Source organism: Rhizobium sp. RHZ02, from assembly GCF_014851575.1.
Lineage (GTDB): Bacteria > Pseudomonadota > Alphaproteobacteria > Rhizobiales > Rhizobiaceae > Rhizobium > Rhizobium altiplani.
Map to the genome: position 1 here is coordinate 111,476 of NZ_JACUZX010000002.1, position 17,343 is coordinate 128,818.

14 protein-coding genes are annotated in these 17,343 nt (G+C 60.1%); 2 read left to right on the forward strand and 12 right to left on the reverse strand.

Annotated elements, in window-relative coordinates:
• Positions 1 to 4 precede the first annotated feature (4 nt).
• The 5 genes from IB244_RS03400 to IB244_RS03420 form a co-directional block, all read right to left on the reverse strand.
• Positions 5 to 1,648, reverse strand: coding sequence for an ABC transporter substrate-binding protein (locus IB244_RS03400; RefSeq protein WP_192303198.1), 1,644 nt, complete (start codon positions 1,646 to 1,648; stop codon positions 5 to 7).
• A gap of 49 nt (positions 1,649 to 1,697) precedes the next feature.
• Positions 1,698 to 2,756, reverse strand: a complete 1,059-nt coding sequence (locus tag IB244_RS03405) for a dipeptidase (protein ID WP_018858915.1) — start codon at positions 2,754 to 2,756, stop codon at positions 1,698 to 1,700.
• Positions 2,757 to 2,914: 158 nt separating this feature from the next.
• Positions 2,915 to 3,940: an ABC transporter permease gene (locus IB244_RS03410; protein WP_018858914.1), complete on the reverse strand. Its 1,026-nt coding sequence runs from the start codon at positions 3,938 to 3,940 to the stop codon at positions 2,915 to 2,917.
• Between the two features lie 31 nt (positions 3,941 to 3,971).
• Positions 3,972 to 5,513 carry a sugar ABC transporter ATP-binding protein gene (locus IB244_RS03415; protein ID WP_026372010.1) on the reverse strand — a complete coding sequence of 514 codons (1,542 nt, stop codon included), beginning with the start codon at positions 5,511 to 5,513 and terminating at the stop codon, positions 3,972 to 3,974.
• A gap of 72 nt (positions 5,514 to 5,585) precedes the next feature.
• A complete protein-coding gene (locus tag IB244_RS03420) occupies positions 5,586 to 6,515 on the reverse strand; it encodes a sugar ABC transporter substrate-binding protein (RefSeq protein ID WP_018858912.1) in 930 nt (309 codons plus the stop codon).
• A gap of 327 nt (positions 6,516 to 6,842) precedes the next feature.
• Between IB244_RS03420 and IB244_RS03425 the strand changes: the two genes are divergently transcribed.
• Entirely contained in the window at positions 6,843 to 7,352 is a 510-nt protein-coding gene (locus IB244_RS03425; RefSeq protein ID WP_018858911.1) for a DUF1993 family protein, read from the forward strand.
• A gap of 6 nt (positions 7,353 to 7,358) precedes the next feature.
• Here IB244_RS03425 and IB244_RS03430 read toward each other — a convergent pair whose 3' ends face one another.
• Together IB244_RS03430 and galE are read right to left on the reverse strand one after the other, a co-directional pair.
• Positions 7,359 to 8,876: an alkaline phosphatase family protein gene (locus IB244_RS03430; RefSeq protein WP_018858910.1), complete on the reverse strand. Its 1,518-nt coding sequence runs from the start codon at positions 8,874 to 8,876 to the stop codon at positions 7,359 to 7,361.
• Between the two features lie 8 nt (positions 8,877 to 8,884).
• Positions 8,885 to 9,868 carry a UDP-glucose 4-epimerase GalE gene (gene galE / locus IB244_RS03435; protein ID WP_113469672.1) on the reverse strand — a complete coding sequence of 328 codons (984 nt, stop codon included), beginning with the start codon at positions 9,866 to 9,868 and terminating at the stop codon, positions 8,885 to 8,887.
• A gap of 346 nt (positions 9,869 to 10,214) precedes the next feature.
• Here galE and IB244_RS03440 point away from each other — a divergent pair, with 346 nt between their 5' ends.
• Positions 10,215 to 10,997: a class I SAM-dependent methyltransferase gene (locus tag IB244_RS03440; RefSeq protein WP_018855982.1), complete on the forward strand. Its 783-nt coding sequence runs from the start codon at positions 10,215 to 10,217 to the stop codon at positions 10,995 to 10,997.
• Between the two features lie 6 nt (positions 10,998 to 11,003).
• Here IB244_RS03440 and IB244_RS03445 read toward each other — a convergent pair whose 3' ends face one another.
• The 5 genes from IB244_RS03445 to IB244_RS03465 are packed head-to-tail and all read right to left on the reverse strand — an operon-like array spanning position 11,004 to position 17,341.
• A complete protein-coding gene (locus tag IB244_RS03445) occupies positions 11,004 to 11,708 on the reverse strand; it encodes a response regulator transcription factor (protein ID WP_018855981.1) in 705 nt (234 codons plus the stop codon).
• A complete protein-coding gene (locus IB244_RS03450; RefSeq protein WP_018855980.1) occupies positions 11,705 to 14,413 on the reverse strand; it encodes a sensor histidine kinase in 2,709 nt (902 codons plus the stop codon). Before IB244_RS03450 ends, IB244_RS03445 begins: the two co-directional genes overlap by 4 nt.
• 60 nt (positions 14,414 to 14,473) lie before the next feature.
• Positions 14,474 to 15,043, reverse strand: a complete 570-nt coding sequence (gene kdpC, locus IB244_RS03455; RefSeq protein ID WP_018855979.1) for a potassium-transporting ATPase subunit KdpC — start codon at positions 15,041 to 15,043, stop codon at positions 14,474 to 14,476.
• 12 nt (positions 15,044 to 15,055) lie between these two features.
• The gene (kdpB, locus tag IB244_RS03460) at positions 15,056 to 17,143 is read right to left on the reverse strand and encodes a potassium-transporting ATPase subunit KdpB (protein ID WP_018855978.1); all 2,088 of its coding nucleotides are present in this window, start codon (positions 17,141 to 17,143) and stop codon (positions 15,056 to 15,058) included.
• A gap of 42 nt (positions 17,144 to 17,185) precedes the next feature.
• Positions 17,186 to 17,341 carry a hypothetical protein gene (locus IB244_RS03465; RefSeq protein ID WP_018855977.1) on the reverse strand — a complete coding sequence of 52 codons (156 nt, stop codon included), beginning with the start codon at positions 17,339 to 17,341 and terminating at the stop codon, positions 17,186 to 17,188.
• Positions 17,342 to 17,343 lie beyond the last annotated feature (2 nt).

A 17,343-nucleotide genomic window follows, 5' to 3' on the forward strand; every position in this document is an offset into this window, starting at 1 on the left:
CGGATCATTCCTTGCCGACCGGGCCGACATAGTTGGTGTCGAAGCTCGGGCCGAGTTTGAAGTCCTTGAGGCTCTTGCGGGCGCCTGCCACTTCGATCTGCTGGAAGATGATCACGAAGGGGCTGTTGGCGAGGAACTTCTTCTGGATGTCCTCGTACATGGCCGCGCGCTTCGCGCCGTCACGTTCCAGCAGTGCAGCCTTCGTTTCCTTGTCGAGTTCGGGCGCTTCCCAGGTGTTGCGCCATGCGAGCGTCTTGACGGTACCGGCGTCCGAGTTGTCCGGGTTCGTGGTGAAGGTATCGGCATTCGAGTTCGGATCGAAATAGTCCGAGCCCCACTGGCCAATGTACATGTCGTGTGTACGCGCGCGGAACTTCGTCAGGGTCTGCTTGCCGTCGCCGGGGATGATTTCCATCTTGACGCCAGCCTGGGCGAGCGACTGCTGCATGGATTCGGCAATACCCGTTACCGGCTGCGTATTGCGAACGTCCATCGTCACCGAGAAGCCGTCCTTCAGGCCAGCCTTCGCCAGCAATTCCTTGGCCTTGGCCACATCGAGCTTATACGGTTTCTCATCCAGCGCACCGAGCTGGCCTTTCGGCAGGAAGGTCTGGTGGATTTCGCCGATGCCCTTGATCAGCGTCGAACCAATCGCGTCATAGTCGACGAGGTACTTGAAGGCTTCCTGGACTTCCGGCTTCTTCAGGTTTTCGTTCTTGGAGTTCAGGCTGACGTAATAGACCGTACCCTTCGGGGCGCTGACGGTCGTCAGATCGGCGTTCTTGCCGACTGCATCGAGATCGCCGGGCTCCAGGTTGCGGGCGGTGTCGATATCGCCGGCTTCCAGCGCCAGGCGCTGCGCCGAGCTTTCCTTCATGAAGCGATAGATCACGCGATTGAGCTTCGCCTTGTCGCCGTAGTAGTTGTCATTGCGCTCCATCACGACAACTTCATTGGCGCGCCACTCGCGCAGCTTGAAAACGCCCGAGCCCGCGTAACCGGTCTTCAGCCATTCGTTGCCGAAGTCGTTGTCATACTTGTAATCGGCGCTCGGCGTCACGGACTTGACGTGATCCATAACGAGCTTCTTGTCGACAACAGAGGCAACGGTTGCCGTCAGGCAGTTCAGCACGAAGCTCGGCGCATAGGGCTTGTCGACGGTAAAGACGAAGGTGTTTTCATCCGTCGCCTTCGCCTTTTCGGTGACGTTGTCGCCATTGATGCCGAACTGGGTGATGATGAAGGCGGGGCTCTTGTCGAGCTTCACGGCGCGTTCGAAGGACCATGCGACGTCGTCAGCAGTGATCGGGTTACCGGAGGCAAACTTCAGACCGGGCTTGAGCTTGAAGGTGTAGGTCAGGCCATCATCCGATACCGTCCAGCTGTCGGCGAGGTCGCCCTTGACCTTGGACGTGTCGTTCATGTCAAGACGGACGAGCAAGCTGTAGGTGTTGCTCGTGACTTCGGCCGTCGACAGTTCGAACGCCTCGCCCGGATCCATGGTGATGATGTCGTCGAAGGCAAAGCCTTCAACCAGCGTGTCCTTCGGCGTTTCCGCGAAAGCGGCCGGTGCAGCTGCCATCATGATCGACAGAGCAGCGCCTGCCGAAAGTTGACGGAATGTGCGGTTGAATTTGCTGACTATCATGGTTTTTGGTTCCCCTGTTTTCCATTTCAATGCAAAGCTTTAGGCGGGCTCAGGCGTTTTCTTCTCCCCACGCCGAAGCCAGAATCCTCAGCCAGTTCCCGCTGGCCAATTTTTCGAGATCTCGCGCACCATAGCCAACGCGCTGGAGGGCGGCAATCAGCTTCTGGTTCCCTGCGGCGTCCCCTATTTCTTCGGGGATCGTTGCGCCGTCAAAGTCCGAACCGAGCGCCACACAGTCGATGCCGACGCGCTCCACGAGGTAGTCGATGTGGCGAACCATATCGATCAGCGGCGTATCGCCATCGGAGCGACCGTCGCTGCGCAGCATCGCGGTCGCATAGTTCACGCCGACGAGACCGCGGCTTTCCCTGATGGCGTCGAGCTGCTTGTCGGTGAGGTTGCGGGCGACTGGCGTCAACGCGTGAGCGTTGGAATGGCTGGCAACAAGCGGCTGATCGGTCGTCTTGGCGACGTCCCAGAAGCCCTTCTCGGTGATGTGCGCCAGATCGATCAGGATGCCTAGGCGGTTGCATTCGCGCACGAGGGCAAAGCCTGCCTCGGTAAGACCGGGCGCGGTGTCCGGGGACATAGGGAAGGCGAAGGGCACGCCGTGTCCGAAGATATTGTGGCGGCTCCATACCGGTCCCAACGAGCGCAGGCCGGCGGCATAAAATACTTCGAGCGCCGCCAGGTCAGGTCCGATGGCCTCGCAGCCTTCCATGTGCATCACGGCCGCGAAGAGCCCGTCAGCCATGGCCTTGCGGATATCCTTTACCGTGCGGCAAAGGCGCCAGGCGCCGGCGCGGTCCAGGCGAAGCGCGATGGCGGCCATTTCCGCGGCGATGTTCAGCGAGGACAGCGGCTCGAGGGGCGCAGCGAGCGGCGTGACGTAGTGGCCGTTCTTGTCGGGATCGGCAAAAACGAGATCGCCGGAGGGCACGTAGATTGCGCAGAGGCCACCGGCCAGTCCGCCAGCTTTGGCGCGCGGGCCATCTATGTGGCCCAAATCTGTTCCGTTTGAAAATTCAGCGACTGGATCGCCGCCATCCCTTTCATGTGTCCAAAGCCGAAGGAGGACGTCGTTATGGCCGTCGAATACGAATTGCATCTGCGTTCCTGTGTGCCCGGGCGGGCGATACGAAGAGCGCAGAATAGAAAAGCTGGCAGAATACGCCACCTCTTTTTTCAGAAATTTTGCTGTTCCGCAGCAATAGTTAGCAGAAACGAGAAACGGGAGCCGAGGCTCCCGTTCCGAAGGGTTTTCTATCAGTGCTTGGCGCGTTTCTTTTGGCGGTAGACGTCGATCACGACGGCGGCCACAATGATCAGGCCTTTGACGATCTCCTGGTAGTAGGCGTCGACTCTTAAGAAGGTGAAGCCAGAGGTCATCACGCCAAGAATGATCGTACCGATAACCGTGCCGGTGATGCGGCCGACGCCGCCGGTCAGAGACGTACCGCCGATGACAGCCGCGGCAATGGCGTCCAGTTCGTACATGACGCCCATGCCAGCTTGCGCAGTCTGGGCGCGGGCTGCCGTAACGACGCCCGCAAGGCCCGCAAGGAGACCGGCAATGGCGTAAACCTTGATCAGGTGAGCTTCGATATTGATACCGGAAACGCGCGCAGCCTGGACGTTGGCACCGATCGCATAGGTGAACTTGCCGTAGCGCGTATAGCGAAGCGCAATGTGGAAGATTAGCGCCACGACCAGAAAGACGATGACGGGCCAAATGCCGGTGCCGATAAAATTGAACTGCTCGGTGAGTCCCGAGACCGGCTGGCCCTTGGTGTACCACTTCGAAATGCCGCGTGCCGAAACCATCATGCCGAGCGTGGCGATGAATGGCGGGATCTTGGTCTTTGCAATCAGCTGCCCGTTGATAAAGCCGGCCGCAAGGCCGATGAGGAGGCCGACGCCGATCGGGATGAAGAATGGCAGGTCGGTCAGCGAAGGATAGAGCGCCCGTGGCCAGGTCGATGCCTGCGCGAAGCTTGCCGCAATCATCGCCGTCATGCCGACGACGGAGCCGGATGAGAGGTCGATGCCGCCGGTAATGATGACCTGCGTCACACCCACCGAGATGATGCCGATGACGGAGACCTGAAGGATCATGATCGTCAGGCGCTGCGAATTGAACAGAAAGCTCTGGCCGATGAAGATCCAGCCGAGAATTTCATAGACAAGTGCAATGCCGACCAGGACAAGGAAAATGCTGAGCTCGGGCGGGACACGCCGTCTGCGCGCGCGCGTTGCAAGCGGGGCCGCTACCTCAGCTGCGTTGGTATTCATGATATCCTCCCTTCGGTTGCCGGACGCCGCGTTACTGCGCGGCAAGCTCCATGACCTTGATCTGCGTTGCTTCGTCGCGATTGAGAAAACCGGTCACCCGACCCTCGTGCATCACCATGATGCGGTCGCTCATGCCCAGTACTTCGGGCATTTCCGACGAGATCATGAGCACCGCCACTCCGTTTTTCGCCATCTCTGTCACCAGGCGATGGATTTCAGCCTTGGCGCCGACGTCGATGCCACGGGTCGGCTCGTCGAGAATGAGGATTTTCGGATTGGTCAGCAGCCAGCGACCGATCAGAACCTTCTGCTGATTGCCGCCGGACAGGTTTTCCACGCGCTCATCGAGGTTGGGCGTCTTCACTCGGAGTTTCTTGGCCATGTCCTCGCAGGTCGCCTCGATCGAGCTTTCCTGCACAAAGCCCCCCTTGACGAACCTGTCCTGGAGAACGGCGATCTGCATGTTCTCGAGAACGCTGAGGATCAGCAAACAGCCCGTGTCTTTGCGGTCCTCGGTCAGGAACGCCATGTGATTCCGGATTGCGACGGTCGGCGAGGCGATCGTCGTCTTCTTGCCGAAGAGTTCGATCGTGCCCGATGTTGCGGGCGTCACGCCGAATAAGGTCTCGGCGACGTTTGATCGGCCTGAGCCGACAAGGCCGGCTACGCCGAGGATTTCGCCCGATCGCACGTCAAAGGAAACGTCACGGAAGACGTCGTTGAGCGACAGGTTCTTGACCGAGAGGACGACGTCGCCGATCGGCACGTCCTCTTTGGGGAACATCTGGGTGATCTCGCGGCCGACCATCATGCGGATGATGTCATCGCGGGTGACATCTGTTGAGGCATGAGTGCCGATATAGCGGCCATCGCGGAACACCGAGAACTCGTCGGCAATCTCGAACAGCTCGTTCATCTTGTGCGTGATGTAGACGATACCGATGCCTTGAGCTCTGAGGTCGCGAATGATCCGAAAGAGGTGTTCGACCTCGCGCTCGGTCAGCGCCGAGGTTGGCTCGTCCATGATCAGGACGTCGGAATTGTAGGAGACAGCCTTGGCGATCTCGACCATCTGCCGGCTGGCGACGGAAAGTTCGCGGACCTGGATCTCCGGGTCGATGTCGATGTTCAGCCGGCGAAACAGCTCGTCGGTCTGGCGGAACATGGCTGCGTGGTCGACAAAGCCAAACTTGTTCGTCGGCTCGCGACGGATCCAAATGTTCTCGGCGACGGTCATATAGGGCATCAGGTTCAGCTCCTGATGAATCATCGCAATGCCATTTTCCAAGGCGTCGAGCGGCGATTTTAGCTGGATCTCAACGCCCTTGAGGCGTACTTCGCCCTTGTCGGGAATATAGATGCCGGCGAGGATTTTCATCAGCGTCGACTTGCCGGCGCCGTTTTCGCCCATCAAGGCATGCACGGTGCCGCGCCTCAGCCGGAACTGAACATCATCAAGTGCGACAACGCCCGGGAACTCCTTCCGGACACCTTCGGCGCTCAACAGGTATTCCGCATTCGGAACAGCGCCGCTCTGGCGCACTGCAGCCATTGTAGACGGGCTGACAACCATCTCATCTCCTCCCGGACACGGACTGAGGGAAGGAATGCGGAACCCTGTCCCGCATCCCGATTTCTCCGAACGTTAGTTCTTCGCGACGAAGTCCTTGACGTTCTCAGGCGTGACGAGCTGGAAAGGAATGTAAACCTTCTTCTCTATCTTTTCGCCCTTCGCGAGCTTCAGGGCCGCATCAAGCGCGCCCTTGCCCTGCCCTGCGGCATCCTGGAAGACCGTCACATCGAGATCACCGGCCTGCATCGCGGCGAGTGCGTCCTGCGTAGCGTCAACGCCGCCGATCACGATCTTGCTGAGGTCCTTGCCGGCCGCCTTGAGCGCCTGAATGGCGCCGATCGCCATTTCGTCGTTGTTCGAAATGACGGCATCGAACTCGAGACCGCTGGAGAGCCAGTTGGTCAGAAGGTCGGACCCCTGAGTACGGGACCAGTTGGCCGTCTGCTCTTCGATGATCTGGATGCCCTTGCATTCGTCCGTCGCAATGACGTCATGGACGTCCTTGGTGCGCATGCGTGCAGCCTGGTTGGAGAGTTCGCCCATCATGACAACGGCCTTACCCTTGCCTCCCAACAGGCGGCAAACTTCCTTGGCTTCAAGCGTACCGGATTCCTGCTCGTTCGAAGCGACGAAGGCCTGTTTATCCGGAAGGCTGTCGACGTTGACCGGTTCGCGGTTGACGTAAACGAGCGGAATGCCGGCATCAGCCGCGATTTTCGACATGGCGGCGGTAGCGTCGGTGTCGACCGGATTGACGATGATCGCGTCAACCTTGGATGCGATGAAGTTCTGGATCTGGCTCTGCTGCTTCGCGACGTCGTTCTGGGCGTCTTCAACCTGCAGCGTCACGCCCTTCAGGGTCTTGGAATAGTCCTGCATCCCGTTGCGCAGGACGGTCAGGAAGTTGTCGTCAAACAGCGCCATCGAGACGCCAACGGTTTCAGCGTGAGCGGCCGTCGACAGGACGAGCGCCAGGGCAGTACCCATGATAAATTTCTTCATTTTGTTTTCCTCCACAAAGCGGTGTCCGGCTGCACCCTCCTCACGCCGGAGCTTCGGGCCATGCCCAAAAGCCAGTATCTTGTTCGCTGCGTGCCATCTCCCGTTGGCCATCCGTCAAGAAACGGAACAAACGAACCGTGAAATTTGTATCACGGAATATTCATTCCATTTTCTATGGGAGGCGTCAAGTCCAATTGAAGGATGAGGCCGCCGGCGCTTGGCGAAAATCTCGCCAAGATGGCTGCCAGGCACTGAAAAGCGCGATGTCGATGACTATATTGGCCGCGCCAGCGGCAGCAGTTTCGCTGCCCTTCCATGGAGAAACTGATGCCGATCTCGATGTATCGATCAACCGTTCCGGTCTTCCAACGTGGCCTTGAGACGTTGAAGACCTATCTCGACAAAGCCGAGGCCTTCGCCAAAGAAAAAGGCATCGATGGCGCGGATCTCGTTGCGGCGCGGCTATCTTCGGACATGCTGCCGTTTGCAGGCCAATATCAGCGCGCGACCGACAGCGCCAAGTTGGCGATTGCGCGACTGACCGCCAGCGAGGCGCCGAAATTCGAGGATAACGAAGCGACGATCGCCGAGTTGCGCGCACGTGTTGCCAAGACAGAAGCCTACCTTGCGGCCGTTACGCCGGCTGCACTCGAGGGAACGGAAACGCGCGAAATCACTCTGTCTCCAGGGGGCAACAAGATCACGTTCCGCGGCGACGAGTATGTCATGACCTTCGCACTGCCGAACTTCTTCTTCCATATTGCGACGGCTCACGCGATCCTGCGCAACCAGGGCGTTCCGGTCGGCAAGATGGACTATCTCGGTCGCTTCGCGTGACGAAGCTCAGGGCCGGTGCTTCACCGGCCCTTTCTCGGTAAGTTCGGTGAAGGCTAGCGTCTGATCCAGATGGCGGGCACGCAGCGAGAGAAGTTTCTCGGCATAGGCAAGCCGCACCGGCAGATAGGCTTCGTCTGACGCGAGGTTGTTCAATTCCATCGGATCAGCCTGCAGATCGAACAGCAGCGGTGACAGTGCTGTGAAATGCACGTATTTGAAGCGCTCATCCCTGATGACGGCAAGATTGCATTCGTTCGACCGCAATCCGAAATGAGTTTCCGGCTCCTGAGTGGCGATATCGCGGAAGTCAAATTCCCAGAAGGCTGCTTCGCGCCAATTTCCGGGCTCGCGCCGCATGAGCGGCAGGAGCGATTGTCCGTCCACACCATTCTCCGGCTCGATATTCAGGCGGTCGCACAATGTCGGGAAGATGTCTGCCGCGGACGTGAACCGCTCGACAACGCTGCCCCGCGTGGCGGCCTGCGGGTCGCGGATGACAAGCGGGATATGATAGCTGCCGTCGAAGAAGCCGCCCTTGCCGAGCGTCCAGTGATCGCCCGCCATCTCGGCGTGGTCGGAGGTGAAGATGATCAGCGTGTTATCCCAGGCCCCGGCTTCCTTCAATGCGCTCCAAACTTGCCCGAGCTGCGCGTCGACCTCGGCAATCATGCCATAATAGATGGCGCGGATCGCGCCGAAGTCGCTGTCTTCCCAGTCGTTGACGCGACCGGCTGCGCCGTAGATGAAGTTACCCTTCTTTGCCCTCGGCATGGCATAGGACAGGTAAGGATGTGCGCTCTGTTCTATTTCATGGTTTTTCGCCCGGGCGAAATGCGGACCGTCCTCCGGGCTGAACAGGTCGTTGTATCGAGGCGGGGCCGAAAATGGCGGATGGGGACGCAGGAACGAAACATGCGCGAACCACGGCGCATCTTGCTCGCCCAGCCAGCGGATAAACTCTCCTGCGAGAAACGCCGTCTGCGTCTCGTCCTTCGAATAGGCTGTTGCCGCGTTCGAGATCTCGCCGCGCCGCGCGCCAACAGGAATGTGGATGTCGCGGGTATGCGCTTCAGCGTGCCCCCGCGAGCGCAACCAGGAGAGCCATTGCTTTTCATGTTCGGGAAGGAGTTGCCGGGCCGTGAAACCGGGCAACAATCCCTCATAGGTCGTCAGATGCGGGTCGTTTTGATCCAGGCCGCGGGGGTCGGGTGCGGTGTCCGTGTAACCGAACAGCGTCGGATCATAGCCCGCCCGCCGCGCCGCCAACGCCAGATTGTCAAATCGGGCATCGAGGGGTGAGCCGTTCCGGCAAACCCGGTGGTTCATCTGATAGAGGCCAGTGTAGAGCGTGGCTCGTGCCGGCGAACATGGAGCCGCGCCGGCGTAGTGGCGCGCAAACAACACGCCTTCTGCCGCCAGCGCATCTACGTTCGGCGTCTTGAGGCAGGCATGCCCGGTCGCTGACAGACAATCGCCACGCCACTGGTCCGCGGTGATCAGGAGAATGTTCGGTCGACCGGTCATGGATGCATTCAGTGCTGGTTTGATTTTGCGTGCCAGTTCCACGCCGAGCGGATGATTTGAGACAAATCATACTGCGGCGTCCAGCCGAGAATCTCCCGCGCCTTGTCGTTGTTGGCAACCAGCGTGTGCGAGTCGCCCTCGCGGCGGCCGACATATTCCACAGGAAACGGCCGCTCGGAGACGCGCTCGATGGTGTCGAGCAACTCCTTCACGGTCGTCCCGGTGCCGGTGCCGAGGTTGAGAGCAACCGACTCGCCGCCGCGCAACAGATGCTCGACGGCACGGACATGGGCATCGGCGAGGTCGAGGACGTGGATGTAGTCGCGGACGCAGGTGCCGTCGCGCGTCTCGTAGTCGGTTCCGAACACCCTGAAGCCTTCGCGGCGGCCAAGGGCGGCGTCGATCGCCAACGGTATGGCGTGCGTTTCCGGCTGGTGCCACTCGCCGATCCTGCCTTCGAAATCGGCCCCGGCAGCGTTGAAATAGCGAAGCACGACCGATCGAAAGCCCGTGTACTTGTCGTAGTCGGAAAGCGCCTGCTCGACGATGTACTTCGTGCGACCGTACGGATTGATCGGCACCTGGCGATGCGTCTCGTCGAGCGGCACGCTCTGCGGCAAGCCATAAGTCGCGCAGGTCGACGAGAAGACGAATGCCTTGACGCCAGCCGTCTGGGCAGCTGCCAGGAGTGTCAGTGTGCCGATGACGTTGTTCTCGTAGAAGGCAACCGGATCCTTGACCGATTCGCCGACTTCGATGAGCGCGGCAAAGTGCAGGATGGCGGCTGGCTTGTGTGTTGCCAGGACCTCGTCAAGGCGCGCCCGATCCCTGATATCCCCTTCTTCCGCGGGTCCCCACTTTACGAACTCGCGGTGACCGTTTGAGAAATTGTCGAAAACGACCGGTTTGAAGCCCTTGTTCGCAAGATCGAGACACGTGTGCGAGCCAATATACCCAGCGCCGCCAACGACCAGAACCGTTTCACCTGCCATGCACCACCTTCAATTCTCGTTTCGGATGAAGAGAAGACTTAAGGCAGGTCGATGGCAAGAAAAAGAAAGAAACGAACGGGGGAGGGACGCTGGCCTCGTTTTGTCGACGATGGCATTAGCAAATTGATCGCGCAAAGCTTTTCAGGCGCGATCGACTGTTCGGCAATGCTCGACACGACAATATTTTTAAATAGAACAGCAGACTCCTTTTGATCATTCCTGCAACCAAGCGTATCTATAAATACTGCTTTCGCGTGATTTTAAATAGAATTGACTTCTCTTCGTGATTTCTGCGAGAAATTGTCTTCTTCGGTGCCTCTGTTGATGAATCTGGAAGCACAGTTCAATGAATTCATCGATAAGAAAATTCATCTTCCATGATCTTCAGGCGATTGAAGGATACATTGATCCGCCTGACGCGCTGGTATTTCTTGCTGTTCTGCGGGCACAGCAATCAGCATCCTTGCAAGGTGGCTTGGCCGAGATCGGCGTTTACTACGGCCGATCCTACTTCCTGATGCGAAAGATCTGCGGAGAGGCCGAGAAGATCGTGGCGATCGATCCCTTCGATATCCTGAAACCTGAGCACGGCGCGACGCAATATGACCGTTTCGTGGCGGGTGGCCGCCAACTGGGCCTTTCCGTGGATGCAGAGCGCGTCGTCAAGAGCGACAGCACGCTGCTCAGGCCGGAGGACATTATTGAAAGGGCCGGCAAGGTCCGCTTTTTCAGTATCGACGGCGGCCACATGCTGCACCACGTCGCGGCCGACAGTCGTCTTGCTGCCGGGTCGCTTGCGGAGCATGGGATTATCGTCTTCGACGATACCTTCAATCCCGCCTGGCCGGAGGTCACGGTCGGGGTGACCGATTTCCTGCGTGAAGAGGCCGGCCGCTTCTCGGTTTTCTGCCTGACGAAATACAAGACCTATGTCTGCCGCAACGCTTTCCACGCATTCTATTCGCGTTCGATCATGACTTCACCGGAGCTGAAGGCGTTCGATCACATAGAGACGGATTTCCTCGGCTCGACGGCGATCCGGTTGCACAATCCGATGCGCCGCCGCATCGCTCATGAAGTGATGGTCGGATTGGGCATGCGCGCACTGTCGGAGCGCGCTTACCGATAGGCCGATTTAGGCTGCTGGCGGATCTGCTTCTTTGAGCCTGTATCCGACGCCGGTTTCAGTCGTGATGTATTGGGGCTGGTCCGGGCTCTGCTCGATCTTTTGGCGCAGCTGTCGCACGTAGACACGCAGGTATTGTACGTCGGCAGCGGGCCCCCAGATCTGCTTCAACAGAAACTGGTGGGTGAGGACCTTTCCCGCATGCTGGGCGAGGACCCGCAGAATGTCGTATTCCTTCGGCGAGAGCTTGATTTCCCTGCCGTCGATCTTGACAATGCGCTTGACGAGGTCGATCGACAGGCCGCCAGCCTGAAAGATCGCTCGTTCACCCTGCTGCTGCAAGCGATGACGCAAGGCGACACGAAGCCGGGCACCGAGCTCGTTCATGCCGAACGGTTTCGTCAGATAGTCATCGGCGCCCGCTTCCAGTGCCTTGACGATTCCGGTTTCATCGGTCCGGCTGGAAAGGATCACGATCGGCAAGGCAAGGCCTGCGTCTCTCCATTCCTGCAGCAGTTCATGGCCCGACTTGTCCGGCAGGCCAAGGTCGAGCACGATCAGATCCGGCGGATCATCCTTCGCTGCCTGCAGCGCCGCCACGCCGTTTGGCGCTTCGTGCACCTCGTAGCCTTGCGCCGTGAGACCAACTCGAAGCAGCTTGCGGATCGGGGGCTCGTCGTCAACGACGAGGATTTTTACGGCTGAACCGGTCATTTTAGCTCATCCAATTTAGGAATCTCGTTTGGCTTCGGAAGACGGATGGTGAAGACAGCACCCGAACGATCGGAGCGATTCCGGGCAGTGATCGCACCGCCCATCGCCTCGACAAAACCGCGACAGATGGACAGGCCGAGGCCCGTCCCGGCGCGAACCTGGTCCCCTTTGCTTACTCGATAGAATGTGTCGAAGACGCGGTCCACATCCGCCGGCGGAATGCCGGGTCCCTCGTCTGAAACCTCAACCACAACATTGTATTCGTCCGCCCGCCCATCGATACGGATTGACGACCCCTGCGGCGCATACTTGGCAGCATTGTCGAGTAAATTGAAAAGCACCTGTTCGAACAATACCGGATCGACGCGGATCATCGGCAGGTCTGCAGGAATCGTCATGACGGTCTTGTGGTGCGCAAGAATTTTCTCGGCGCGGCGCAGCGCGCTTCCGGCAATGTCGCCCGGGTAGTGAAGCGCATAGTTCGGCTCCATCGCACCGGACTCGATCTTCGTCATGTCGAGCAGGTTGGCAATAAAGCGGTTGAGCCGTTCCGACTCGTCGACGACGGTCGACAACAGATCCAGACGATCTTCAACCGACATGGAATCGCGGTAGTCCCGCAGAGTGCCTGCAGCGCCAAGGATGGCCGCGAGCGGCGTCTTCAGGTCATGCGAGATCGAGGTCAGGAGGGCAGAGCGCAGACGATCGGCTTCGGCAGCCAGCTTGGCGCGGTCAACATCCGCTACTAGTTGAATGCGCTCTATCGCAAGCGCCGCCTGATCCGCCAAGGCGTCGAGAAGGCGTTGCTGTTCGGGCGTCAGCAGAGGGCCGTCGCGTCGGTCATTGTCCAAGCCGATCACACCAACGGCGGCACGTCCGGTTCGCAGCGGCACGTAGAGGCGTTTGGCGCCAGGCAGGGTATCGGCGCCACGGCCTGCGGCGTGATTGTGCTCCCACGCCCAGCGGGCGGCGGCAATATCTGCCTCATCGAGGGTGTCATCCGGCGGATAACCGGCCTTGACGGCGATGGTGCCTTCTTCCGGCAGCAGAAGGACGACGCGGACCTTGAGCATCGATGCCAGCTGAAAGGCGGTGGCCCAGAGAACGTCGTCGAGCGTGCCGGTGCCGGCCAATTTCTTGGAAAAGAGGTAGAGGTCTTCCGTCGTCCTGGCACGCTGCCGGGCAGCAGCCGCCTGGCGTTGGACCGTTGCCGTCAGGTTGCTCGCGATGACAGCGACGCCCAGGAAGAAGAACAACGCAAGCACGCTCTCCGGATCGCTGATCGTCAGCGTGTAGCGGGGCGGCAGGAAGAAGAAGTTAAAGGACAGCGCGCTGATGATGCAGGTATAGAGCGCTGGGCGCAGCCCGTGGATGACCGCCGAGGTTAGCACCGCCATCAAGAACACGAGGGCAAGGTTGCGGACATCAAGAACCTGATCGAGCACCACGCCGGCGATGAGCGCGACAACCACATAGGCTGTCGCGGAGAGATAGGCCCGGATGTTGAAGTCGGGCACGGACGGTGCGGCTCCGACGCCGCGCGCGGATGTTCCCACCGTCTCGCTGCCGGAAATCACATGGACGCTGATATTGCCTGACGTCCGGATCAGATCGTCGGCTATGGAGCGGTGAAGCCAGTCACGCCAGGTCGGCTTGTTGGGGGCGCCGATGACGATGTGGGTAACGTTGTTGGCAGCGGCGTGGCGGACCAGCTCTTCGGAGACCTCACGGCCGGGAATGGTGATCGCCTCACCGCCGAGCTGTTCGGCCAATCGAAGTGTGGCCGCAATTGTGTCACGGTCGGTTTCAGTCAGATTGATGGAACGACCGGTCTCGACATAGACGGCCGCCCACGGTGCCCGCAGTCGCGAGGCCATTCGCGAGGCATAGCGGACCAGCGAGGCCGAGCGCGGATGCTGATCAACCGATACAAGAACCCTTTCGCCCGCGGCCCAGGGACCAGCGATGGCATGTGCCTGCATGTGGGTCAGGAGTTGGTCGTCGACACGCTGCGCGGTTTTGCGCAATGCCAGTTCGCGCAGCGCGGTCAGGTTTCCGGGCGTGAAATAATTGGTCAGAGCCCGTTCGGCAGTCTTCGGAACATAGACCTTTCCGTCGTGCAGCCGCTTGATCAGATCATCCGGCGTCAGATCGATGATCTCGACGTCATCGGCCATATCGATGATCGAATCCGGGACGGTCTCTCGCACTCGGATGCGGGTAATCTGCGAAACGACATCGTTCAGGCTCTCGACGTGCTGGATGTTCAATGTCGAATAGACGTCTATGCCGCGGTCAAGCAGCTCCTTCACGTCGAGATAGCGCTTCGGATGGCGGCTGCCCTCGGCGTTCGTATGGGCAAGTTCGTCGACGAGGACGAGGCGCGGTTGGCGGGCGAGGATAGCGTCAATATCCATCTCCTCGAGCGGGCGGCCCTTGTAGTCGATCTTGACACGCGGAATGACTTCGAAGCCATTGACGAGCGCTTGCGTTTCCTTGCGCCCGTGGGTCTCGACGATGCCGATCACCACGTCAACGCCATCGGACATCTTGGCACGGCCCGATTCCAGCATCTCGTAGGTCTTGCCGACGCCGGGCGCGGCGCCCAGGAAGATCTTCAGACGGCCACGTGTCTCCTGGCGCGCTTTCTCTAGCAGCGCGTCGGGCGAGGGCCTTCCAACCTTGTCGCGGTTGTCTTCCGGCATGCGGGTCAATCTTTCTGACGAGCAAGCCCCGGTGCGCGCAGGCGCCCGGGGCCTTCAATTTTACTGAGAGATAGAAGCATCAAGAGACTGATTCAATGCCAGAACATTGACCGTGCGTTCACCGAGGAACCCAAGTTCGGGGTGATTGACGGCGGCATCGACAATCGTCTTGAGCTTTGCCTCATCCATGCCGCGCGCCTTGGCGACGCGCGGTATCTGGAAGTAGGCGGCTTCGGGTGAGATGTGCGGATCAAGGCCGCTGCCGGAAGCCGTCACGAGGTCGATCGGCACCTCCACATTCGGGTTGGTCGCCTTGGCTGCTTCGTAATCAGTCTTCACGCGATCGATGAGCTTCTGGCTGGTTGGGCCGAGGTTCGAACCGCTGGAGCTGGCGGCATTGTAGCCGTCGCCTGCTGCCGAGGGACGGCCGCGGAAGTACTTATCGCCGGTGAAGGCCTGGCCGATCAGGGTCGAGCCGATCACGTGGCCGTCCTTCTCGATCAGGCTGCCGTTGGCTTGCGCCGGGAAGAGTGCCTGTGCAGCGCCCGTCATTGCGAGCGGATAGAGCAGCCCGGTGATGGCGGTGGTGGCAACGATCATAACGATTGCCGGACGAAGTTCTTTCAACATGATGTCAACTCCTTAGGCGAGACCGATGGCCGTGATGACCATGTCGATCGCCTTGATGCCGATGAACGGGACGATGATGCCGCCGACACCGTAGATCAGCAGATTGCGGGACAAGAGCGCGCCGGCGCCGATTGCGCGGTATTTGACGCCTTTGAGCGAGAGCGGGATCAGCGCCACGATGATCAATGCGTTGAAGATGATGGCCGACAGGATCGCGCTCTGCGGGGTCGCTAGCCCCATGACGTTGAGGACGCCGAGTTGCGGATAGAAGGCCAGGAACATTGCCGGGATGATGGCGAAGTACTTGGCAATGTCATTGGCGATCGAGAAGGTCGTCAGCGCGCCGCGGGTCATCAGCAGCTGCTTGCCGATCTCGACGATCTCGATGAGTTTCGTCGGATCGCTGTCGAGGTCGACCATGTTGCCGGCTTCGCGGGCGGCGACCGTGCCGGTGTTCATGGCCACGCCGACGTCGGCCTGGGCGAGGGCAGGGGCGTCGTTCGTGCCGTCGCCGCACATGGCGACGAGCTTGCCTTTGGCCTGCTCCTCGCGGATCAGCGAGAGCTTGTTCTCCGGTGTCGCCTGCGCCAGGAAATCGTCCACGCCGGCTTCGGCGGCGATTGCTGCTGCCGTCATCGGGTTATCGCCTGTTATCATGACCGTGCGGATACCCATCCGGCGCAGTTCGGCGAAGCGCTCGCGGATACCGCCCTTGACGATGTCCTTGAGCTGGATGATGCCGAGCAGCTTGCCGTCACGGGCGACTGCCAGCGGCGTGCCGCCTGCCTTGGCGATTTCGTCGGCAATTGCCTGCAGTTCCCGCACGGTCTCGGTGTTGGTGCGGATGGCGATCGCTGCGTTGCCTGATGCCGGTGCCGATGCGGCGCCAACATAGGCGAGTACGGCATCGACGGCCCCCTTACGGATCGAAGAGCCATCGACATCCACGCCGCTCATGCGCGTCTGCGCGGTGAAGGGCACGAAGGCGGCCCTCAGGCTGGCCATGTCGCGGCCACGGATGCCGTATTTCTCCTTGGCAAGCACGACGATCGAGCGGCCTTCCGGTGTTTCGTCGGCGAGCGATGCCAGTTGCGCGGCATCGGCAAGGTCCTGTTCGGAGATGCCGTGAACGGGGCGGAAGGACGTGGCTTGGCGGTTGCCAAGCGTGATCGTGCCGGTCTTGTCGAGGAGCAGCGTGTCGACGTCGCCGGCTGCCTCCACGGCGCGACCGGACATGGCCAGCACGTTGAAGCGTACCAGACGGTCCATGCCGGCGATGCCGATCGCCGAGAGAAGCGCGCCGATGGTCGTCGGAATCAGCGTCACGAAGAGCGCGACGAGGATGATGATCGGGATCGAGCCGCCGGCATAGCTTGCAAAGCTGGGGATGGTCGCGGTGGCCAGAACGAAGATCAGCGTCATGCCGGCAAGCAGGATGTTGAGGGCGATCTCGTTCGGGGTCTTCTGACGTTCGGCACCTTCGACGAGCGAGATCATGCGGTCGAGGAAGGTGTGCCCCGCGGCCGCGCTGATACGAACGCGAATCCAATCGGACAAAACCTGCGTACCGCCGGTAACGGCCGAACGGTCGCCGCCGGACTCGCGGATGACAGGGGCGGACTCGCCCGTTATCGCGGCCTCGTTGACAGATGCGACGCCCTCGATGACTTCACCGTCCGAGGGAATGATGTCGCCAGCCTCGACGAGGACAAGATCGCCGACCTTCAGGCTCGTGCCCGGAACGAGGCGGTAGCCGGTGCCGTTGTTGGCCGTCAGCAGTTTTGCCTGGGTTTCGGTGCGAGCCTTGCGCAGCGAGTCCGCCTGCGCCTTGCCGCGGCCTTCGGCAACGGCTTCGGCGAAGTTGGCAAAAAGCACGGTGAACCAGAGCCAAAGGTTGATCTGGAAGGAAAAGCCAAGATTTCCGCCGCCCGTGACGAGATCACGGACGAACAGGATCGTGGTCAGCGCCGAAACCGTTGCTACGACGAACATGACGGGGTTCTTGGCAAGGGTGCGCGGGTTCAGCTTCTTGAAGGCGGCGCCCACGGCCGGAATGAGAATGCGAGAATCCATGATGCTCGCTGATTTTGCCTGGCTCATAAGAGACTCCAGCTTGAAAAGAGTAAGGCGACCGTGTTGCGATCAGCCGTGTAGGATCCGAAGTACCGCGGCGATGACGAGGAGGCCGGCGAGCATCACTAGAATGATGTCGGAGGCGCGGGTCATCCGCTGGCTATCACGTCCCGGCGAACCGGGACGTGCGTTGAAGGATTTGCGAAGCTTGTGACGAAGGATCATTG